Below are 21,614 nucleotides of genomic sequence, written 5' to 3' on the forward strand. Positions count from 1 at the left end.
AGGTCACGCCTCTGGCCCGTTTCGGATCGTCCTCCGCCGAGGCCGAATCGCTGTTTGCCGCGCGCAGAACGCGGTAGTCCATCCTGGACGGCGGCAGCCCGATTCTCGAATTCCGCGAGTGTGACGAAGGGACGACGAAATAACATGACCGACCACGATGTTCCGTCCGAATTCACCCACCCSCCCACCCCACCGGACGAGGATCCGGGGACACCGTGCGAGCAGGCGGGACCGGCCCCCGACCAGGAGGGACCCGCATTGCGCGGCCCCACCGGCGCCCCGATTCCCGGCGAGGCGACCGTGCGCGCCCAGCAGGGCCCTCGGCTCACCACCCCGCAGGGCGCGGGCGTGGCCGACACCGATCACGCGCTCAAGGCGGGACCGCGGGGACCGACGTTGCTGCAGGACTTCCATCTGCGGGAGAAGATCACCCATTTCGATCACGAGCGCATCCCCGAGCGGGTGGTGCACGCCCGCGGCACCGCCGCCCACGGGGTTTTCGTGGCCAACGGCGCCGCGGCGTCGCTGACGCGGGCGAAGTTCCTGGCCGCCGACGCGCGCACACCGGTCTTCGTCCGGTTCTCCACGGTGCTCGGCTCACGCGGGTCGGCCGACACGGTGCGTGACACCCGTGGCTTCGCGGTGAAGTTCTACACCGGCGAAGGGGTCTACGATCTGGTCGGCAACAACATCCCGGTGTTCTTCATCCAGGAAGCGATCAAATTCCCCGATGTGATCCACGCCGGGAAACCGGAGCCGGACCGCGAGATCCCGCAAGCGCAATCCGCCCACGACACCTTCTGGGACTTCGTCACCCTGCACACCGAGGCGACCGCGCATACCTTCTGGAACATGTCCGATCGGGCGCTGCCGCGCTCGTTGCGGATGATGGAGGGATTCGGCATCCACACCTACCGGCTGGTCGCTGAGGACGGCACGACGAGTTTGGTGAAATTCCACTGGAAGCCGCGACTGGGCGTGCACTCGATGCTGTGGGAGGAATGCCAGCTGACGGCCGGGTTCGACCCCGATTTCCATCGTCGGGATCTGGCCGACACGATCGCGGCGGGCATGGCACCGGAGTGGGATTTCGGCGTGCAGGTGTTCCCCGATACGCCCGAGCACCTCTTCGAGGGCATCGATCTGCTCGACCCGACCAAGCTCGTCCCCGAGGAACTCGCGCCGGTGCAAACGATCGGCACCCTGCGGCTCACGGCGAATCCGGAGAACTTCTTCGCCGAAACCGAGCAGGTCGCCTTCTGTCCGACCCACTTGGTCCCTGGTATCGAGGTCACCGACGATCCGCTGCTGCAGGGCAGGTTGTTCTCCTATCTCGACACTCAGATCAGTCGCCTCGGCGGACCGAACTTCACCCAGCTGCCGATCAACACACCGCACGCCGATGTCAACGACCTCTCCCGTGACGGTATGCACCAGGGCGCCGTGCACGCCGGAGTCGCTGCCTACAAACCCAATTCGCTGGGCGGTGGTTGCCCCTACGCGGCGAGTTTCGCCGACGACGCCTATGTCGAATCCCCGACGCCCATCCCGCCGCCGACCGCGAAATTGCGGACCTCCGCCAACAGTGCGGGCTCGGTCTCGTTCGCCGACCACTACTCGCAGCCGCGGATGTTCTATCGCAGCCTGACCGCGGGCGAACAGCGGAATCTGGCCGACGCGTTCTCGTTCGAACTCGGCAAGTGCCTGTCCGAGACGATCCAGAAGCGTGGTCTGCAGATGCTGGTCAATGTCGACGACGGGCTGGCCGACTATGTAGCCGGGCAACTCGGGCTCGACAAGCCGTCCCCGAACAGCGAACACGTGGAGCTCGCGCCGAGTCCCGCGTTGTCGCAGCGGCACGGCAGTTTCCCGGTGGACGGGCGGACGGTGGCCGTACTGGTCGACGAGGCCACGTCGGCCGACGCGGTGCGGGAGGTCTCGACCGCCTTGGAAGAGGCCAAGGTCCGGCCGATGGTCGTGGCGGCACGCGGCGGAGTGATCGACGGCGTACCTGTGGCACGGACCTTCGCCACGATGCGGTCGGTCGAATTCGACGGTGCGCTGTTGCTGGCTGCCCCGGAGGACCCGAGGGTGAACCTGCTGGTCGAGGAGATGTGGCGGCACGGCAAGGCGATCGCGGCGGTCGGTACCGCGGTCTCGGTGCTGCAGCGCAACGACATCGACTCCGACGCACCGGGAATCACCGTCGCCGATTCCGGGGCGGCCGCGAGCGGACTGGTCACCGACCTGGGTGAGCATCGCGCGTGGGCGCGGATCGAAGGCGAGTCCTGAACCGTGCCGACGTTTCGGGCGCCCTCCTCGTTTCGAGTGCGGGCACGCGGGCACTCCCTCCCTGTGGCAATCGGCCGAATGTAGAACGGGCGCCGAAGAACCGGACGAGCCACGCGTTCGTTCGACGGTGTCGACACCGGAGTTACCTCGGGGCAGGTCGAGCGTTCCATCACGATGCCAACGACGTCATCGCGGTGTGCGCGCTCGACCTGCGTCGCGGCCTTCGCGGGCGCTCGATTCGCGCGCCCGCGTTCACTGATGAACAGGAGGCGATGATGTTCGCGATCGAGCTCACCGAGCCGAGCCCGGTGCCCGCACCCCCGGATCCCGCGCCGCCGGGCCCCGCGCCCGACCCGTTCCCGCCGGGTCCCGGCGACCCCGTGCCGGCGCCGCCCGTCCCGCCCGGCCCGGCTCCGGTACCCGCTCCGCCGGTACCGCCCGGTCCCGATCCGGTGCCTGCCCCGCCGACTCCGCCCGGTCCCGGTGAGCCGGTACCCCCGCCAGCCCCGCCCGGCCCCGACCCGGTGCCGCCGCCGGTCTTTTGATGACCTGGTGGCCGTCGGACCCTAGCTGAGGGTGTCGACCTGAGCGCCTTCGTGCGCGGTCAGCAGCACGTGGTCGAGCCGGGTTCGCAGCCGCACCTCGTCGCTGGCCACGGTCGGCAACTCGGCCACCACGTGTTCGGCGATCGCGCGCAGCTTCACGTTGGTCTCCTGCGAACGCCACCGAAGCACCCGGAACGCCTGCTCGGCATTGACACCGTAGGCGAGCATCAACGCGCCTTTGGCCTGCTCGATCACCACGCGCGCCTCCAGCAGCTCCGGCAGGGCGCTGTCGAGCGCCTCGCGCCGGTATTCGGCCGCGGTATCGGACAGGTCGATGTAGTAGCCCTCGATGCCGATCACCGTCCCGTCCACGTCGGTGAGCGGCGCGGACACGACCAGCACATCGCGCACCCGCTCCTGCGTATCGATGATGCGGTGATGGCTGGAAAACACGTCGCCGTCCTCGACCGTGGTGATCATCGCCGCGACCCGATCCCGATCGTCGGGATGTTTGTGCGAGACGAGCATCTCGGTCGTCGGCACGGTGCCGGGCGGGTACCCGTGCATCCGCGCGACCTCGTCGGACCATTCCCATTGCCGGGCGGCGGATCGAAACCGGAAACGGCCGACCGACAACGAGTCGCCCACTCCGATCACGCGCTCGACCAGAGCGCGCTCTGCCATGGCTTCGTTGTCCTGTTCGGTCATGCCCTGATTATTCACCTGGGTGGCGCGCCTGTTTGCACCTGGCAGACCAGGGTAGGCCGTTGATGGGTCCCCAGGACGGCCCACGGCCACCAGGTGGCCGAGAAACAGCCTGAAAGGAATACCATGGGTATCGCTGACAAGGCGAAGAACAAGGCCGACGAGCTGGCAGGCAAGGCCAAGGAAGCTACCGGTCGCGCTACCGACGACCGCGAACTCGAGAACGAGGGCCGCGGCGAGCAGGCGAAGTCGAACCTCAAGGACGCAGGCGAGAAGGTCAAGGACGCTTTCCGCGACTGACCTCCTAAACGCCGCCCGGGTCATCGGTCCTGCACGGGCCGATGACCCGCGCTCACTCCGCAGGTGCTGGAGGTGATGGAAGTGTCCGCGCATGTTCCGACGGTCGGTGTCGAAGAAGAGTTCCTGCTCACCGATCCCGAGTCCGGGGCGCCCGCGGCGAAGAACACCCAGGTCGCCGCTACCGCGAAACGGGCGGGGATCGATCTGCAGCTGGAGCTGACGAGCTGTCAGGTCGAGACGAGCAGCGCGGTGCACTCCGATATCGGCGCCCTGCTGGCGGAATTGCGGACCTCGCGGCGCCGGGTGGCCGAATGCGCGGCCGAGAACCGAACCCGCCTGCTGGCGGTCGGGGTGCCGCCGACCCTGGTCGAGGGATATCCGGTCACCGATACACCGCGCTACCAGCGCATCGCGCACTCCTTCGGCATGATCGCCCACGAGCAGGGGCTGTGCGGGTGCCACGTGCACGTGGCCGTTCCCGACCGCGATACAGCGGTCCTGGTCAGCAATTATGTCCGCCCGCGGCTACCGATCCTGCTGGCGTCGACCGCGAATTCGGCGATCTACCGTGGCAGCGAAACCGGTTACGCGAGTTGGCGCAGCATTCTGTGGCGCCGATGGCCCAGTGCGGGTCCGCCACCGTATTTCACCTCGCTGCGTGACTACGAATCGATCGTCGCGATGATGCGGGCCAGCGGCAGCATTCTGGACAACAAAATGGTGTATTGGGATGTCCGCCCGTCGGAGAGCTTCCCGACCGTCGAAATCCGGGTCAGTGATGTTCCGGCGACCGTGGAGGAATCCGCCCTGCTGGCCGCGCTCATTCGAGGAATCGTCAGCACCGCGCTCGATGCGATCGCTCAGCACATTCCCGCTCCGGCGGTGTCCGGCGAGGTATTGCGTGCCGCCTATTGGAACGCCGCGCGCTCAGGTCTGGACGGCGACGGCCTCGACCTTGTCGCCGGTCGCGTCGTTCCCCATCGCGAACTACTCGCCGAGCTCATCGACGACATCGCACCGGCACTGCGTCGTTGTGGCGACCACACGTTCGTCACCGAGACGGTCGCGAGACTCGTCGAGCGCGGAAACGGCGCGCGTCGGCAACTGGCGGCGTGGAATCGAAGGCGCGAGATCGCCGATGTCATCGGCGAACTCGCCGACGCCACCCTCGAAGGATGCCGCTGACCGCTTCCGGCGGCATCAGATCCATCACAATCGCTGACACCACCGACTCGGCGTGCTCAAATGGAAACACCTGCCGTCTTGAGCTACCAGGATCGGCCGGGGCAGTGTGTACCCCTGCCGGTGTCGAGGGATCGAGCACTCGTGAACACCCATTCCAGTCATGGCGACGATACGATCCGGGTCGAGGAATCCGACTCGGCGCTACGCGCGGAGGTCACCCTCCATCACACAGCGACCGTGCTGCACGTGCACGGCGAGATCGACGCGTGCAACCTGCTTTTGTGGCGCGTGATTCTCGACGATGCCATCGCGGCGGAGGGGGAGTCGGGCCATCTGGTGATCGACATCAGAGATGTGACCTTCATGTCGTGCCGGGCGATCCTCGACATGGCTACCCGTGCCCAACAGAGCGAGCTACGCACGAGCGTGGTCATTCCCGTGCCGTCGGTCACCAACCGGATCATCATCGCCGCAGGCCTCACCGAGTGGCTACCGGTCTACGTCAGCCGCACCGAAGCCATAGCCGCCGCGCCCACGGTTCCGCTCCAGCGGTCCATCCGAACCATCCCGCCTACGTCGTGGAGGACGACGTAGGCACGGTTCAATCGTTCGCGACGGAATTCGCCAGGAGCGGGAGCAACGCCTTGGCGCTGACCATATGGTCCTGCCCGGCGAGTACCCGATGCGTCGCCTGGGGAATCGCCGCGGCCAACTCCCGCGCCACCTGCTGCATCCCGGGCGGGTTCTTCTCTCCGACCACGACACTCACCGGCACCCGGATGTTCTCGAAACGCTCCACCGGGGGAAGTACCTCGGTGATGGCGATGTCGTACATCAGCGTGGGAGCGAGTGCCTTCATCGTTTTCCAGCCGGGGAACAGCGGTAGCAGCGCGACGAACGCACCCGGCATCCCGATCCCGCGCAGGAAGGCCTTCAGCGCCCGCGCGTTCTTCGCCTCGCCGAGAAGTGCGCGTACCGACTTGCCCAACTCGGCATAGGACGCCCGCTCGGCCGCGTCGTGCACATAGGGCGCGTCGTAGACCACGACCCTGTCGATCTTGTCCGGCATCCGGACCGCCGCTTCGAGTGCCAGCGTGGCACCCGACGAATGCCCGTAGAGAATCGCGCGCCCACCGGCGGCATCGACAACGGCCTCGATATCGTCGACTTCCCGCTCGATCGCATACGGCAGCTCGTTCCCGCTGTCCCCACGCCCGCGCCGGTCGTAGCTGTAGACGGTGAACTTCGTAGCGAACACCTCCACATCGGCGACAATCGGCCGAAACCTCCGGAAACACGTCGCGCCGGTGATGTACACCAGTACAGGTCCGTCGCCGGACACGTCATACGCGAGTTCGGTGCCATCCTTCGATGTAGCGATCCTCATAACTCGTTCCTCTCGGTGCCGGCGCGCGGATCTCTGATCCGATGTCTTCTACCAGTACGACGCCCTCGCCCCCCGAAACTCATCGGTGCGGCAAGAAACCCTGCCCGTTCCGAGCTGTATATTTGCGCCGCAGTCGGACCGGGACGCGTGTTCGACACGGCGAATCGGGAGGATCAGTGGTGATGGGTTCGGGCGTGAAGCGGGCAGTCGCTGTGGCGCTGGCCATCACTGTATCGGCGCTACCCACCGCCTCCGCTGATCCCGCGTCCGACGGACTCGAATTCTATTCGCCCGCAACAGAATCAGTGGCCGGCGAGCACGGCTCGGTGATCGCGTCCCGACCGATAGTCGGGGATCCCGGACTACCGGGCGCGCACAATTTCCTGGTGCTCTACCGGTCGGTGGATATGCACGGGCAGCCGGTCGCTGTGTCGGGCACGGTCGCTGTTCCCGAAGGAACTCCGCCCCCCGGTGGTTGGCCGCTGATCTCCTGGGCACACGGAACCACCGGCACCGCTGATGTGTGCGCGCCTTCGCGCGATACCGGTGCCGAATTCCCCGCCCACGACTACACCTCGTTGACCCGCGAGACCTTGGCTCAGTGGGTGGCAGCCGGATACGCGGTGGCGCAGACCGACTATCAGGGTCTGGGTACGCCGGGACCGCACGGATATCTCATCGGTGAGGCCGAGCAGCGTGCGGTCGCCGACATGGCGCTGGCCTCGCGCGCGATCGCGCCCGAGATCGGCACTCGCTGGGTGGCGATGGGACATTCCCAGGGCGGCCAGGCCGCGGTGTTCGCCAACGCGCGCTCGCAGCAGTGGGCGCCGCAGCTGCGGTTGCTGGGTTCGGTGGCCATGGCGCCCGCCTCGCATCTGGGGGTGGTGGTGCAGGGGTTCGCCCTCGCCGAGCGCACCGGCATCGCGGAAAAGGTCGACGCGCCGGCCGGGTCGGTGTCGTTCATCCCGTTGTTCATTCGTGGCGCCCAGGCCGTCGCCGCTATCGACCCCTCGAAATTCCTTGTGGAAAAGGCTGATTCGATGGTGGATCAGGCCGACGATCGCTGCATCGGACAGTTGCGTGAGCGGGATTCCTGGGGTGGCCTCGGCGCGGGCGAGGCGTTCTCCGCCGATGCCGACCCCAGCGCGCTGGTGAAGGTCCTCGACGACAACGACCCCAGCGGGTTGCCCCTCACCACCCCGATGCTGGTGCTGCAAGGCAAGGCCGACACCGTCGTCCTGCCTACGGGCACCGACGCCATGGTCGCCCAGCAGCAGCTCAGCGGCGGATCCGTGGAATACCGCACCTACCCCGGCGTCGATCACCGGGCCGTCCTCGGCGCGGGCAACGCCGACGCCCTGGCGTGGGTGAACGCCCGCTTCGCCCGTTGAAGCGCCTACGGGCGAGGAACCGGACGGCGGTCACGATGTCGGGCGAACCACGGCGGATGTCGTCGCGGCGTCCGACGGTCAGGCGTCGGGGTTGGTAGCGTGGCCGACGTGCGCTTGCGCACAGCAGTTGCGTAGGTGCTGGTAGCGGGCCTGGAAGGGTCGGCTGCGGTTGTCTGTGGCGTCGCCTGTCCCACGACGAGAGGCCGTTCGATGCGTGCGCGAATCAGTGTGACCGTCGATGGGCGGACGCGGGTGGTCGACGTCGACACCCGCACCACCCTGTTGGATGTCCTGCGCGAACAGCTGGGCGTCACCAGCCCGAAGAAGGGCTGCGATCGCGGGCAATGCGGGTCGTGCACGGTCCTGTTGGACGGACGAAGGGCGACCTTGTGCCTCGCGCTGGCCGTCGCCCCATGACGGCGCCACGATCGTCACCGCCGACGGACTCGCCGACGGCGACGACCTGCATCCGGTCCAGCAAGCCTTCCTCGAACACGACGGCTTCCAGTGCGGATACTGCACGCCGGGGCAGATCTGTTCGGCGGTGGGCATGCTCGACGAGGTGAAGGCGGGCGCTCCGAGCCAGGTGAGCGCTGATCCGACGGCCGAGAACGCGTTGAGTGCCGCCGAGATCCGGGAACGGATGAGCGGCAATCTGTGTCGCTGCGGGGCGTATCCGAACATTGTCGCGGCGATTCAGGAGGTCGCCCGATGAGGGAGTTCGCCTACGAACGCGCCACCGACGCGGGGCACGCGGTCGCCGCGGTTCTCGCCGAACCCGACGCCGTATTCCTCGGCGCGGGAACCAATCTCGTCGATCACCTCAAACTGGGGATCATCGCGCCCGGCAAGCTGGTGGATGTCAGCAGACTGCCGTTCGATCAGGTGACCGACCTGCCCGACGGTGGTATGCGCATCGGTGCGGCGGTACGCAATGCCGACCTGGCCGCGCATCCAGTGATCCGGGCGCGCTATCCGATGCTGTCGGCCGCCCTCGTGGCCGGAGCGTCCGCCCAACTGCGCAACCTCGCCACCACGGGCGGAAACCTGTTGCAGCGCAACAGATGTCCCTACTTCCAGGACTCGACCGTGCCGTGCAACAAGCGCGAGCCGCGCAGCGGATGCTCGGCGATCGGCGGGTTCGATCGCGACCAGGCCATCCTCGGGGCGTCCAGTCAGTGCATCGCCACCCATCCCTCCGATATGGCGGTGGCGATGGTCGGGCTGGGCGCGATAGTGCGGGTGCTCGGCGCGCACGGCGAGCGTGAGATCCCGCTGGTCGACCTGTACCGGTTGCCCGGCGACGAACCCGAACGCGACACCGTCCTCGAACACGGGGACCTGATCACCGCCGTCGACCTGCCCGCGCTCGAGTGGGCTACCACCTCCACCTACCGCAAGGTCCGCGATCGTGCGTCGTTCGCCTTCGCGCTGGTCTCGGTGGCGGCCGCCGTCGACATCGCCGACGGGGTCGTGCGAGATGTGCGGATCGCCTTCGGCGGTGTCGCGGCCAAACCATGGCGAGCGCACACCGCCGAGGCCGAATTACGCGGGCGGGCTGCCACCGAGGAAAGCTTCGCCGTCGCGGCGGATGCCGAACTCGCCGACGCGCGCCCACAGCGTCAGAACGGCTTCAAGATCGCCTTGGCGCGCAACGTCCTCGTCGCGACCCTGCGTGAGCTGAGCGAGGCGCCGTGAACTCACCGGCGATCGGCACCTCACCCACCCGCCTCGACGGACCGGCCAAACTCCGCGGTCTCGCGCCCTACGCGATGGAGCATCCGCAACCGGATCCTCTGTACGGCTTCGTGATCCAGTCGACGATCATCCGAGGCCGTATCCGCGAGATCGACACCTCCGTGGCCGAGGGGATCGACGGTGTGGTCGCGGTGCTCACCCACCACAACGCCGCCCGGCTGGCCGTCGACGACGACAACGAACTGTTCATCCTGCAGAACGACGAGATCGCTTTCCGCGGGCAGGTGATCGGCGCGGTCGTCGCGACGAGCCCGGAGGTGGCCTGTGAAGCCGCCGCGCAGGTGCGCGTGACCTATGACGAGCGGCCCGCCGACGTCACGCTCGACGCCGGCAGCGAGAACCTCCACGCTCCCGAGGAGGTGAGCGGCGGCTTTCCCACCGACACCTCGATCGGCGACGTGGACGCGGCCATGGCCATCGCCCCGGTCACGATCGACCAGACCTATACGACCGCGATGGTCCACAACAATCCGATGGAACCGCACGCCACTGTCGCGCACTGGATCGACGACACCCTGGTGCTGTACGACTCCACCCAGGGCCCACACGTCGTGCGGGCCCAGATCGCGCCGCTGTTCGGGTTGGCGCCCGAACAGGTGCGGGTGATCGCGCCTTTCGTCGGCGGCGGCTTCGGGTCCAAGGGCGAGCCGCACGCCAATATCGTGGTCGCGGCGATGGCAGCGAAACTGTCCGGCGGACGACCGGTGAAACTGCCGCTGACCAGGCAGCAGCTGTTCTCCCTCGCCGGGTACCGGACCCCGACCATCCAGCGGGTCCGGCTCGGCGCGCATCCCGACGGCACCCTGACCGCGATCGCCCACGCGGCGATCGCACAGGCCTCCACGGTGAAGGAATTCGCCGAACCGACCGCGGTGGTCAGCCGCGTGATGTACGCGGCGGCCACCCGATCGACCTCGCACCGTTTCGCGACGCTGGATGTCCCAGTCGCGTCGTGGATGCGGGCGCCAGGACACTGTCCTGGAATGTTCGCGGCGGAGACAGCGATGGACGAACTCGCGGTCGCCCTCGGCATGGACCCGATCGCCTTGCGCATGCACAACGAACCCGAGGTCGACCCGGAATCGGGGCACCCCTTCTCCACGCACGGGCTGGCCGAGTGCCTGCGAACCGGGGCACAGCGCTTCGGCTGGGCCGAACGCGACCCGGCGCCGAAGTCGCGGCGCGAGGGCCGCTGGCTGGTCGGATCCGGGGTCGCGGCGGCCACCTACCCGGCCGACACCGCCGCGGGCAACAGCGCCCGCGTGCGTCGCACCGGCGACCGCTACGAAGTCGCCATCGACGCGGTGGACATCGGCACCGGCACCTGGACCTCGCTCGGCCAGATCGCCGCCGACGCGCTCGGTGTCGACCTGGACCGCATCGAGCTGCGCATCGGCGATTCCGATCTCCCCGAGGCGACGGTCGCGGGCGGTTCGACCGGCATGGCGTCGTGGGGCTCGGCCGTGGTGGCGGCCGCGCGGGCCTTCCGCGACCGATTCGGCCAGGAACCCGCCGACGGCGCCGAGATCACGGTGCAAGCCCCCGACTACCCTGAGCGAGAGAACTTTTCGACCCACGCCTACGGTGCCCACTTCGTCGAGGTCCGCGTGAACACCGACACCGCCGAGATCCGGGTTCCGCGCGTGGTCAGTGTCTTCGGCGCGGGTCGCATCATCAATCCGCGCATGGCCCGTTCGCAGTTCGTCGGCGCCGTCACCATGGGTCTGTCGATGGCGCTACTCGAACAGAGCGAATTCGATCCGCGCCTCGGTGCGGTGGTCAACCACGACCTGGCCGGGTACCACATCCCGGTCAACGCCGATATCGGCGAGATCGATGTCAGCTGGATCGACGAACACGACCCGCATCTGAACCCGATGGGCAGCAAGGGAATCGGTGAGATCGGCATCGTCGGGTCGGCGGCCGCGGTCGGCAACGCGATCTACCACGCCACCGGCGTCCGTCTCCGGCATGTCCCCATCCATCTGGAAGACCTGCTCGGCGCGCTGTGATCAACAGCGAGTCGGCGCGGGTTCGCCGCGGAATCGCGCTTCGATGAAGTTCCAGGCCTCGGGCAGACCTGCCACCGCGGTCGTCATGTGTTCGGCGATCTGATAGCGGGAGAAGGTGACCGGCGCGCCCGCCGCGCAGTAACGGTTGGCCACGTCTTCGACGGCGTCGAAGGGTGTCAGCCCGTCGAAGACGCCCTGCCAGATCAGCATCGGGGTCTCGGGGATCGCGGGGTCGTAGCGCAAACTGTTCTCGCGCAACACCGCCCGGGCTTCGGGGCTGTCCATCAGGGACTTGGTCGCCGCCAACTGTTCGGCGCTGCGGGCAACACCGTGGAACAGCAGAAAGCGTCGGCACTCGTCAGCGGTGAAGTCGCGGAACCACAGACCCTCGCCGTTGAGCTGGTCGGAAATGGGCAAACGCTGCGGGTATTCGCGTTCCAGGCCCATCGCCGCCGCCCAGGCGAGGCCGAAACCGGGATGGTGGCCGAAGCCGATCCCGAGGGCCATCTGTTCGAGGTCGGCCGGGATGCCGCCCGCGGCGACGCCGGCGAGCGTCAACTCCGGTGCGTAGGTCGGTTGCATGGCGGCCGCCCACGCGGTCGCCAGTCCGCCACCGGAGTACCCGGCGAGTGCGATCGGGGACTGTCCGAGGCCGAGCTCGGGCGCTCGCTGCAGCGCACGCACGCTGTCGAGGGTCACCATGCCGCTGAGCTTGGCGGCGCCGTAGGCGACATTCGGGCCCAGATAGTCGGGCAAGGCGACCGCCCAACCCCGCCCCAGCGGCAGCACCGCACCGAACGCGTCGGGGGTCTCGTCGTTGATCAGCGAGGTGGAAGGGTTGCACTTGGTGCCGAGGGAGTTGATCAGCGCCTGGTACGACACCAGCGGCGGGTTCGCGACACCGGCGGGGATCAAGACCGTGGTCACACCCATGATCGGGTCGCCTGCGGAGTTGGTCGAGCGGAAGGCGACGTGCCAGATGTCGGTGCCCTGGTAGGAGCCGAGGTTGAACTTGCGCTGTCGCACCACGTCACCGGGAGCGAAGTCGCCGATATCGGCCGGTGCGGTGAAGAAGGGGTCGGGATTCGGTGTGGGGTAGTGCGGTTCCGGCGTCGCCATGGGAGCGAAAACGGCGACAGTGAGGCTGTAGAACAGCGCCGTCAACGCGGCCGTCAATATCCGGCGCATGGTAATTCCCTATCTCTCGAGAAGTCAGCAGTTGGTCGGGGCGGTCTCGCCGCGGAAGCGGGCATCGAGCCACGCGACGGCAGACGGAAAACCCATCACCGCGGTGGCCAGATGATCGGGGCTCGGATAGAGCTCGGACAGCACCGGTGTCCCGGCTCGGCAGTAGCGCTGGTTCGTGCGATCGACGGCGTCGACGGGGATGAGCGGATCGATGGGGGTGTGCCACTCGAAGATCGGCATCGTGGGCACGGGCTCGAACAGCTCCAGGCTGTTGGCGTCGCCCACTTCCCATGCCCGCGGGTCGTCGATCAGGGACACGGTCGAGGCGAGATCGGAGGCGCTGTGCATCGCACCGGCGGCGATGAGTTCGACGGTGCAACCGTTGGACATGGCATCGCGCACCGCCAAGCCGGTGTCGTTGAGCTGCGCACTGATCGGAAGACGATCGGGGTACTCGCGTTCGAGCCCGAGCGCGGCGGCCATCGCGAGCCCGAACATGGGATGCGGGGCGAAACCGAGTGTGCGCGCCATCGTGGTGATGTTCATCGGCACGCCGCCCTGCGCGGCGCCGACCAGGCGCAGTTCGGGCGCGTACTGGGGCGCGAGCGCGGCGGCCCAACCGGTGGCCATACCACCGCCGGAGTATCCGAGCATGGCCGAGGGGCTGTCGGCGAGGCCGAGTTCTCCGACCCTGGTCGCGGCGCGAATGCCGTCGAGGGTGATCTGGCCGCCGAGTTTGGCCGCGCCGTAGGCGGCGTTCGGGCCGAGATGGTCGGGCAGGGCGATGCTCCAGCCGCGTAGCAGCATCGTATTCAGCAGCGGCACAGCACGATAGAGCAGATTGGGATCGTAGGCGTAGAGAGCGCGCGAGACCGCGCACTGGGTGCCGAGGCCGTTGATGATGTGCTGATAGGACAGCAGCGGCGCGCCCGGACGATGATCCTTCGGGGTGAGGATCGTGGTGGTCGCGGCGATCGGCCGCCCCTGCGAGTCGTTGGATCGGAACTTCACCAAAGTGGCTGTGGCGGTGGGGAAGTAGGGCAGCGGCTCCTGAACGCGGACCGCGAGCACGGCGCCGGGTTCCTTGCTCGCGATGTCGGCGGGCGCGGCGTAGAAGGGGTCGGGGTCAGGCGCCGGATACACCGGTGGCGCACCGGCGGCCGACGGTGGGCCGGAGGCGGCGAGCAATCCGACCATGAGGGCACAGGTCAGGGTGCGCAGACTAATTCTCATGGATCACCGCCGACGTGGGGAAGTGGACGCCGGTGGCGCGTTCGGACACCGTCCACAACTGCTGCCACAGGGCCCGGTCCTGCGACAATGCGCTCGACGGGCAGGCGCCGACCGGTCCTCGGGTCTTGAACAGCTTGGTCGGGCCCCAGTAAATGTCGGGGTCCGCATCCGGTGCGGTGGCGGCATACAGCATGGATCGGGCCGCGGCGGTGCGTGATTGGCCGACCAGGCGGATGAAGGGCTCGGCGACGTAATCGAGTGGCGTCTGGGTCTTGGCGACGAGCCCGGTCGGCGCGACACCGGGGTGCACGGCGTAGGAACGCAGCGTCGACCCGGATTCGCGGAGCCTGCGCTGCAGTTCGCGGCCGAACATCAGGGTCGCCAGTTTCGATTCCGGATAGGCCGCATGTCGACTGTATCGACGGTGTTCGAAGCGTAGATCGTCGAGCGGAAGTGCGTTGGTCCACCCGTGGGAAATGCTCGACAACGAGATGACGCGGTCTTTGATCCGATCCAGCAGCAGGCCCGTCAACGCGAAGTGCCCGAGATGGTTGACCCCGAATTGTGTTTCGAATCCGTCGGCGGTACGGGCGAACGGCACATTCATCAGCCCGGCATTGTTGATCAGCACATCGAATTCGCCACACTCTCGCGCGAATCGGCGCACATCGGACAGGTCGGCAAGATCCAAGGCGGCCACGGAGATATCGCCGTCCAGTTGATCGGCGATATCTCGCCCCCGTTTCGTATCCCGGCAGGCCATGATCACCGTGGCGCCATGGGCAGCCAACGTGCGGGTCACCACCTCGCCGAGTCCGCCGTTGGCCCCGGTGATAACGAATCGTCGGCCGTGCTGATCCGGTATCGGATCGGGAGTCCTTGCCATGGCGCATGACCTTACGAATCGCGGTCATCGGGTGGCAATGCGTTTGGAAAATGTCAGGGACGACGCGGCGGCCATTGGTCGTTTCCCAAAGAGGTTCGGCGCGCCGCGAATTCGCTTGCCCGCTGTCGTAGCGTGGCGCCGGTCAGTGTTGTCGAGTAGGTCGCTGGGCGAATACCCGATCCCGCCGCACTGCTCGCTTCCCTGTCGATACCTCTGATGCAGGAGATGTTTGCCCTATGGCTCGCGAAGACGAACTACGCACTTACATGAAGAAGGCGATCCGGGAACTGCAGACCACCCGCGCGCGCCTCGATGATGTGGAAGCGCGGGCGACCGAGCCGATCGCCATTGTCGGTATGGCGTGCCGTTACCCGGGTGGGGTGACCTCGCCGGAGCAGTTGTGGCAGGCGGCGGTCGACGGGCGCAGTCTGGTGTCGCAGTGGCCGACCGATCGCGGCTGGGACATCGAGGGTCTGTTCGATCCGGAGCCGGGCGTGCCGGGCAAGTCGTATGTGCGAACGGGCGGATTCCTCGACGGCGCCACCGGATTCGACGCGAACTTCTTCGGGATCAGCCCCCGTGAGGCCCAGGCGATGGATTCGCAGCAGCGGCTGGTGCTGGAGACCGCCTGGGAAGCCTTCGAGCGGGCGGGTATCGACCCGACGACGGTTCGCGGCAGTGCCACAGGCGTCTTCGTCGGCTTGATGCCGGACTCCGAAGGCCCGTCGTCGCGCGATATCGACGATCGATTGCGCGAGTCGATCGATCAGTTCCTGATGACCGGTCAGGCGTCGAGCATCGCCTCGGGGCGGGTGTCCTATGTGCTGGGACTCGAAGGCCCGTCGGTCACTGTGGACACGGCGTGCTCGTCCTCGCTGGTCGCGATACACCAGGCGGTGCGATCGCTGCGTTCCGGTGAGTCGACGATGGCGCTGGCCGGCGGTGTCACCGTGATGTCGACACCGGCCGCGTTCGTCGCGTTCTCCACCCAGCGCGCGCTGGCGACCGACGGCCGGTGCAAGTCCTTCGCCGCGGGCGCCGACGGCACCGCATGGGGCGAGGGCGTCGGGATGCTTCTGCTCGAGCGCGTCTCCGAGGCCAGGCGCCTCGGGCACAAGATCCTGGGTCTGGTGCGTGGCACCGCGGTGAACTCCGACGGCGCGTCCAACGGTCTGACCGCGCCGAACGGGCGGTCCCAGCAGCGAGTGATCCGATCGGCGCTGGCGGACGCGGGGTTGGCCACGACGGACGTGGACGTCGTCGAGGCGCACGGGACCGGGACCCGGCTGGGCGATCCCATCGAGGCGGAGGCCTTGCTCGCCACCTACGGTGCCGAGCGCGAGGGCAGCGAGCCGCTGTTGCTCGGGTCGCTCAAGTCGAATATGGGACATACGCAGGCCGCCGCCGGGGTCGGTGGGCTGATCAAGATGGTGATGGCGATGCGGCACGGGGTGGTGCCGCCGACGCTGAATGTCGATGAGCCGACGCCACATGTGGATTGGTCGTCGGGCTCGGTCCGATTGGTGACCCAGGCACAGGCGTGGCCCGCGACCGGGCAGCCGCCGCGCGCCGCGGTGTCGTCTTTCGGCATCAGCGGTACCAACGCGCACGTTGTCATCGAGCGAGGCGAGTTCTCGCCGGAGGTGGATCGAGCGGTCGAAACTGTTGCACCGCCGGTGATTCCGTGGCTCGTCAGTGCACGCTCCGCCGCCGCGGTGGTTGCTCAGGCGAGCGCGCTGCTCGACCAGCTCGAGACAGCCGACCCGGTCGATGTCGGCGCCGCACTGCTTGGCACGCGTGCTCGGTTCGAGCATCGCGCCGTAATCGTCGGCCACGACGCCGAGGAACTGACCGCCGGGCTGCGCGCGCTCTCGGACGGGCGATCGGCGCAGAACGTGGTATGTGGCACTGTCACCGCGGCGGTCACGGCGGTGATGTTCCCCGGCCAGGGCGCTCAGCGCGCGGGGATGGGGCGCGAGTTGTACGAGGGCTATCCGGTGTACCGCGCCGCCTTCGACGAGATCTGCGCGGAGTTCGACCAGCATCTCGAAACACCGCTGCGCGACGTCGTTTTCGACGATCAGGACACTGCGGGCGCGCTCGACCGGACCGAGATCACCCAGGTCGCCCTCTTCGCCACCGAGGTGGCGATGTACCGCCTGGCCGAATCATGGGGATTGCGACCGGCGTTCGTGTTCGGTCACTCGATCGGTGAGATCGTCGCCGCCTATGTGGCCGGGGTCTGGTCGCTCGCGGATGCCTGCACCCTGGTCGCCGCACGTGGTCGGCTCATGCAGTCCGCGCCCGCCGGTGGGGCGATGATCGCGGTCGCCGCGGACGCGGAGACCGTGGCCGAACTCGTGCGCCGACACGATGATGTCAGCATCGCCGCGGTGAACGGGCCCGCGTCCGTGGTTGTCTCGGGTGTGGCGGGTTCGGTGAACGCCATCGCCGAGCAACTGGCGGCCGACGGCGTGCACACCACCCGGTTGCGGGTGAGTCATGCGTTCCATTCGTCCCAGATGGACGCGGTGCTGGCGGAATTCGGTGAAATCTGCCGTGGACTCACCTATCGCCCGCCGACCGTGCCGGTGATCTCGGCGCTCACCGGCAAGGTGGCCGAGGCCGCGCAGCTGTGCTCGCCGGATTACTGGGTGAGCCACCTGCGCGAACCGGTCCGCTACCTGGACGCGGTGCGGTGGGCCCGCGAACAGGGTGCGGTGAACTGCTTCGCCGAGATGGGACCAGGGGCCGCGCTGACGGCGATGGTGCACGAGATCGTCGACGACGGCGCCGCGATGACCGCCGCCGCGTTGCAGCGGCCCGGCGTCGCCGGTGACCTCGCGTTCGTCGCCGGTCTGTCCGCGCTGTATTCCCACGGGGCATCGCTGGATCTGGCCGCCCTGCTCGAGGGCGCCGACCCCCGCCCGATCGATCTGCCCACCTATGCCTTCCAGCGTGAGCGGTTCTGGCTCGAGGTGAGCGAAGGCAGCAATGTGCGTGGCGCCGGACTCGACGCCGACGATCATCCGCTGCTCGGCGCGAAGATCGGCCTGGCGCAGGACGGCGGATTGTTGCTGACCGGGCTGCTGTCGCTGCACACGCATCCCTGGTTGGCCGGGCACCGGATCGGTGGCGTGGTACTGCTTCCCGGCACCGCGTTCATCGAACTGGCTTGGCATGCGGGTCAATCGGTGCAGTGCCCGGTTGTCGGCGAGCTCGTGCTCGAATCCCCGCTCGTGATTCCCGAGACCGGTGCGGTGGAACTGCAGGTACTGGTCGGACCGGCACAGGAATCAGGGCATCGGACGATCGGGGTGTACTCGCGTCTACAGACAGCTTCCGCGCCGGAGCTGCCGTGGATCGGACACGCCACCGGCACCGTGCGACCGTCGGACGAGATCGCCGCTGCCACAGCCGATGGCGGCGCGTGGCCTCCCCCGGGCGCGGTCGCGCTGGCGGTCGGTGACCCTTATGACGCGATGGCGGCAGCCGGATACGACTACGGCTCCGCCTTCCGCGGCCTCGGTCAGGTCTGGCGCCACGGCGACGACGTACTGGCCGAGGTGGCGCTGCCCGAATCGGCCACGGCGGACGCTGTCGAATTCGGTCTGCACCCGGCGCTGCTCGACGCCGCACTGCACGCGATGATCGCGACCGGCACGGTCGGCCCGACCGAATCCGGCAAGATCCGCCTCCCGTTCGCCTGGGAAGGAGTGTGTCTGCACGCAGTCGGCGCGTCGTCGCTGCGGGTTCGGCTCACCCCGGTCGGCGCCGACCGCATCGGCCTCGAACTCACCGATTCGGCGGGTAGGCCGGTCGCCAGTGCGGAATCGCTGGCACTGCGTGAGATTCCCCTGGCGGCGTTGGGTCAGCGGGCATCCTCCTCGGACGGCGGACTCTACGAGGTGAACTGGGTGGCCGTACCGTCACCCGGACCCGTTGCGGGACACGGTGAATGGTCCGAGCTGGACTTCGCTGCCGACGGCGTAACTGTCGAGCGGTGCGAACGCGCTGACCGCGACCTCGTCGTCGTGCGCGTGCCCGCAACCAGCGTCGGTTCGGTGGATCCGGCCGTCGTGCGCGAGCAGGTGACCGCCGTGCAGACGGTGGTGCAGCAATTGCTCGCCGACGACGACTTCGCCGAGGCCCTGGTGGTTTTCGTGACCAGCGGCGCCGTCGCGACCCACGGCGCCGAAGATGTCGGCGATCTGGCAGGCGCGGCCGTGTGGGGTCTGCTGCGGACCGCGCAGAACGAGAACCCCGGCCGCATCGCGCTGCTCGATCTCGACGGTCGCGGCGACTACCGCGAGGCGGTGCTCAGCTGCGCCGCACTCACCACCGAGCCGCAGCTGGCGATCCGGCACGGTGAAACGCACTCGCCGCGCCTGGTGCGCGCCGGTGCGGACACGGTCGGGTCGGCCGAGCTGCTCGGCGACGACGACTGGCAGTTGGTCGACCACGGGCGCGGAACGCTGCACGGCGACAACATGATTCTGGCCGCGCGACCGGAGACAGAACCGCTCGGACCGGGGCAGGTGCGGATCGCGGTGCGGGCGGCGGGTGTCAACTTCCGTGACGTGCTGATCGTGCTCGGGATGTACCCGATCCCGAATACCGCCATCGGTGGTGAAGGTGCGGGCGTGATCGTCGAAGTCGGCGCCGATGTCGTCGATTTCGCGTCCGGCGATCGGGTGATGGGCATCTTCACCGGGGTGAGCGCCACGGTGGTGGCCGACCGGAGGACGGTCATCAAGATTCCCGCGGGCTGGTCGTTCGAGGATGCGGCGGCCGCGCCGATCGTGTTCGCGACCGCCTACTACTCGCTGGTCGACCTGGCGCAGGTGCGGGCGGGGGAGTCGCTGCTGATCCACGCCGCCACCGGTGGTGTCGGTATGGCAGCGGTGCAGCTGGGGCGCCATCTCGGGTTGGACCTCTACGTCACGGCCAGCCCCGGCAAGTGGGACGTGCTGCGCGCGAACGGCTTCGACGACGAGCGGATCGGTAATACGCGAACCACCGAGTTCAAGACGAAGTTCCTCGACGCCACCGGTGGGCGCGGTGTCGATGTCGTGCTCGACTCGCTCGCCGGCGACAAAGTGGACGCGTCGCTGGATCTGCTCCCGCGCGGCGGCCGGTTCATCGAGATGGGCCTGACCGACCTGCGCGACGCCGACGAGATCGCGGGCACCCATCCGGGCGTCCGATACCAGAACTTCATCCTGATGGAGGCAGGCCCCGACCGGCTGCGCGAGATCCTGACCGAGCTGCGCGCACTCTTCGAATCCGGTGTTTTGCAACCACTCCCGGTCACGCGCTGGGATGTGCGACGGGCGCCCGAGGCGTTCCGGCAGCTGAGCCAGGCACGCCACGTCGGCAAGTACGTGCTGACCGTGCCGACACCACTGGACCGAAACGGCACCGTCCTGGTGACCGGCGGCACCGGCGGCCTCGGCGCGCTGGCCGCCCGGCACCTGGTGACCGCGCACGGGGTTCGCCACCTGCTGCTGACCAGCCGTCGCGGACCCGACGCGGACGGCGCGAGAGAACTCGTGGCCGAACTGTCCGCACTCGGCGCCCAGGTCGAGATCGCCGCCTGCGATGTCGGCGACCGCGCCGCGCTCACGGCACTGGTCGCGGCGATACCCACCGCGCACCCGCTGACCGGGGTGGTGCACACCGCGGGCGTCGTCGACGACGCGCTGTTCACCGAGCACACCCCGGAGCACATCGCGACAGTGTCGCGCCCCAAGGCCGATGCAGCCTGGTATCTGCACGAGGTCACCCGGGCCCACCCCCTGTCGATGTTCGTCCTGTACTCCTCGATCGCGGGTCTGCTCGGCAACCCCGGCCAGGCGAACTACGCCGCGGCCAACGGTTTCCTCGACGCGCTGGCCCAGCATCGGAGCCACCGCGGCCTGCCTGCGACCGCGATGGCCTGGGGGCTGTGGGAACGCGGCACGGGCATCACCGGTCATCTGACCGAGCGGGACCTGCGGCGAATGCGCCGCGAAGGGCTGATCCCGCTCACCGACGACGACGGCATGGCCCTGTTCGACAGCGCCCTGTCGACCGGCAGACCGCTGGCGGTGCCCGCACGGCTCGACCTCACGGCACTGGGCTCGCTCGGCGACGTCGACGAGATGCCCGCGATGCTGCGGTCGCTGCTTCGCGGTCCGCGCCGGGCGGCCGGCGGCGGCTCCGACGAGTCGGCGAAGCTGCTGGCGAGCCTGACCGGTCGCGAACCGGCCGAACAGGAGGCAATCATCCTCGGCGTCATCCGGTCGCACGCGGCAGCCGTACTCGGGCATGCGTCCGCGGAGGCGGTGCCCGCCGAGACCGCGTTCACCGACCTCGGTTTCGACTCGCTGGGCGCCGTGGAATTCCGTAACCGGCTCGAAGCGGCCACCGGAGCGAAGTTGCGCACGACGATCGTCTTCGACTATCCCAATGCCGCCGCGCTGGCCGATTACCTGCGCACCGAGATCGCCCCCGTGGACGACCCGGCAGCGCGGATCGTCGGACAACTCGACGCGCTGGCCGCGGGTTGTGTCGGCGTGGAGCTGGCGCCGGAGCGGGTCGACGAACTGCTGGTGCGGATCAACGACCTCGTGCGCACCCTGCGCGGTGACGCGGCGGTCGATGTCGTCGACAACATCGACGGCGCCGATGACGACGCCCTTTTCGATCTCATCGACCAGGTCCGTTCGGTCTGAGCCGGACCAGAAAGCG

At 68.2% G+C, this 21,614-nt stretch carries 14 protein-coding genes and 1 pseudogene; 10 read left to right on the top strand and 5 right to left on the bottom strand.

All coding sequences use genetic code 11. From position 1 onward, the window contains the following. Positions 1-144: 144 nt before the first annotated feature. Positions 145-2,292 (top strand): catalase, encoded by a 2,148-nt coding sequence (locus ASD42_RS30100; protein WP_056823042.1) that lies wholly within the window; start codon positions 145-147, stop codon positions 2,290-2,292. Positions 2,293-2,567: 275 nt separating this feature from the next. After that, complete coding sequence (locus ASD42_RS30105; RefSeq protein WP_156677638.1) at positions 2,568-2,837, top strand: hypothetical protein; 270 nt, start codon at positions 2,568-2,570, stop codon at positions 2,835-2,837. Between the two features lie 21 nt (positions 2,838-2,858). Here ASD42_RS30105 and ASD42_RS30110 read toward each other — a convergent pair whose 3' ends face one another. Then, complete coding sequence (locus ASD42_RS30110; RefSeq protein ID WP_056823047.1) at positions 2,859-3,545, bottom strand: PAS and ANTAR domain-containing protein; 687 nt, start codon at positions 3,543-3,545, stop codon at positions 2,859-2,861. A gap of 123 nt (positions 3,546-3,668) precedes the next feature. On the opposite strand from ASD42_RS30110, the gene ASD42_RS30115 reads away from it, so the two are divergent. The 3 genes from ASD42_RS30115 (at position 3,669) to ASD42_RS30125 (ending at position 5,621) form a co-directional block, all read left to right on the top strand. Continuing rightward, positions 3,669-3,842 carry a CsbD family protein gene (locus tag ASD42_RS30115; RefSeq protein WP_056823050.1) on the top strand — a complete coding sequence of 58 codons (174 nt, stop codon included), beginning with the start codon at positions 3,669-3,671 and terminating at the stop codon, positions 3,840-3,842. A 75-nt stretch (positions 3,843-3,917) separates the two neighbouring features. After that, entirely contained in the window at positions 3,918-5,027 is a 1,110-nt protein-coding gene (locus ASD42_RS30120) for a glutamate--cysteine ligase 2 (RefSeq protein WP_174555371.1), read from the top strand. Between the two features lie 141 nt (positions 5,028-5,168). After that, positions 5,169-5,621: an STAS domain-containing protein gene (locus ASD42_RS30125; RefSeq protein ID WP_056823053.1), complete on the top strand. Its 453-nt coding sequence runs from the start codon at positions 5,169-5,171 to the stop codon at positions 5,619-5,621. A 7-nt stretch (positions 5,622-5,628) separates the two neighbouring features. On the opposite strand, the gene ASD42_RS30130 is transcribed toward ASD42_RS30125, so the two are convergent. Continuing rightward, positions 5,629-6,414, bottom strand: a complete 786-nt coding sequence (locus ASD42_RS30130) for an alpha/beta fold hydrolase (protein ID WP_056823056.1) — start codon at positions 6,412-6,414, stop codon at positions 5,629-5,631. Between the two features lie 182 nt (positions 6,415-6,596). Between ASD42_RS30130 and ASD42_RS30135 the strand changes: the two genes are divergently transcribed. From ASD42_RS30135 to ASD42_RS30150, 4 genes and pseudogenes are all read left to right on the top strand, one after another. Beyond that, positions 6,597-7,805 carry an alpha/beta hydrolase family protein gene (locus ASD42_RS30135; RefSeq protein WP_056823059.1) on the top strand — a complete coding sequence of 403 codons (1,209 nt, stop codon included), beginning with the start codon at positions 6,597-6,599 and terminating at the stop codon, positions 7,803-7,805. Positions 7,806-8,015: 210 nt separating this feature from the next. Beyond that, positions 8,016-8,520, top strand: a pseudogene (locus tag ASD42_RS30140) (2Fe-2S iron-sulfur cluster-binding protein). Beyond that, positions 8,517-9,503: an FAD binding domain-containing protein gene (locus ASD42_RS30145; protein ID WP_056823061.1), complete on the top strand. Its 987-nt coding sequence runs from the start codon at positions 8,517-8,519 to the stop codon at positions 9,501-9,503. Before ASD42_RS30140 ends, ASD42_RS30145 begins: the two are co-directional and overlap by 4 nt. Further along, the gene (locus ASD42_RS30150; RefSeq protein WP_056823063.1) at positions 9,500-11,575 is read left to right on the top strand and encodes a xanthine dehydrogenase family protein molybdopterin-binding subunit; all 2,076 of its coding nucleotides are present in this window, start codon (positions 9,500-9,502) and stop codon (positions 11,573-11,575) included. The genes ASD42_RS30145 and ASD42_RS30150 overlap by 4 nt, the downstream gene beginning before the upstream one ends. Here the strand turns inward: ASD42_RS30150 and ASD42_RS30155 are convergent, their stop codons facing one another. From ASD42_RS30155 to ASD42_RS30165, 3 genes are read right to left on the bottom strand one after another with little or no spacing between them, the layout of a single operon-like run. Continuing rightward, positions 11,576-12,763, bottom strand: a complete 1,188-nt coding sequence (locus ASD42_RS30155) for a lipase family protein (RefSeq protein ID WP_056823064.1) — start codon at positions 12,761-12,763, stop codon at positions 11,576-11,578. It abuts the gene before it with no gap. Positions 12,764-12,787: 24 nt separating this feature from the next. Beyond that, positions 12,788-13,996 carry a lipase family protein gene (locus tag ASD42_RS30160; protein WP_056823066.1) on the bottom strand — a complete coding sequence of 403 codons (1,209 nt, stop codon included), beginning with the start codon at positions 13,994-13,996 and terminating at the stop codon, positions 12,788-12,790. Further along, complete coding sequence (locus ASD42_RS30165) at positions 13,986-14,882, bottom strand: oxidoreductase (protein WP_056823067.1); 897 nt, start codon at positions 14,880-14,882, stop codon at positions 13,986-13,988. Before ASD42_RS30165 ends, ASD42_RS30160 begins: the two co-directional genes overlap by 11 nt. A 236-nt stretch (positions 14,883-15,118) precedes the next feature. Between ASD42_RS30165 and ASD42_RS30170 the strand changes: the two genes are divergently transcribed. Next, positions 15,119-21,598, top strand: coding sequence for a type I polyketide synthase (locus ASD42_RS30170; protein WP_056823069.1), 6,480 nt, complete (start codon positions 15,119-15,121; stop codon positions 21,596-21,598). Positions 21,599-21,614: the final 16 nt, after the last annotated feature.

It is taken from the genome of Nocardia sp. Root136, assembly GCF_001427185.1.
Taxonomy (GTDB): Bacteria; Actinomycetota; Actinomycetes; order Mycobacteriales; family Mycobacteriaceae; genus Nocardia; species Nocardia salmonicida.

Excerpts from the sequence above, each read along its gene's own strand:
- ASD42_RS30160 (WP_056823066.1), bottom strand. The coding sequence starts at position 13,996 with ATGAGAATTAGTCTGCGCACCCTGACCTGTGCCCTCATGGTCGGATTG.
- ASD42_RS30120 (WP_174555371.1), top strand. The coding sequence starts at position 3,918 with ATGGAAGTGTCCGCGCATGTTCCGACGGTCGGTGTCGAAGAAGAGTTC.
- ASD42_RS30170 (WP_056823069.1), top strand. The coding sequence starts at position 15,119 with ATGGCTCGCGAAGACGAACTACGCACTTACATGAAGAAGGCGATCCGG.
- ASD42_RS30155 (WP_056823064.1), bottom strand. The coding sequence starts at position 12,763 with ATGCGCCGGATATTGACGGCCGCGTTGACGGCGCTGTTCTACAGCCTC.
- ASD42_RS30165 (WP_056823067.1), bottom strand. The coding sequence starts at position 14,882 with ATGGCAAGGACTCCCGATCCGATACCGGATCAGCACGGCCGACGATTC.
- ASD42_RS30145 (WP_056823061.1), top strand. The coding sequence starts at position 8,517 with ATGAGGGAGTTCGCCTACGAACGCGCCACCGACGCGGGGCACGCGGTC.
- ASD42_RS30115 (WP_056823050.1), top strand. The coding sequence starts at position 3,669 with ATGGGTATCGCTGACAAGGCGAAGAACAAGGCCGACGAGCTGGCAGGC.
- ASD42_RS30110 (WP_056823047.1), bottom strand. The coding sequence starts at position 3,545 with ATGACCGAACAGGACAACGAAGCCATGGCAGAGCGCGCTCTGGTCGAG.
- ASD42_RS30135 (WP_056823059.1), top strand. The coding sequence starts at position 6,597 with ATGGGTTCGGGCGTGAAGCGGGCAGTCGCTGTGGCGCTGGCCATCACT.
- ASD42_RS30105 (WP_156677638.1), top strand. The coding sequence starts at position 2,568 with ATGTTCGCGATCGAGCTCACCGAGCCGAGCCCGGTGCCCGCACCCCCG.
- ASD42_RS30130 (WP_056823056.1), bottom strand. The coding sequence starts at position 6,414 with ATGAGGATCGCTACATCGAAGGATGGCACCGAACTCGCGTATGACGTG.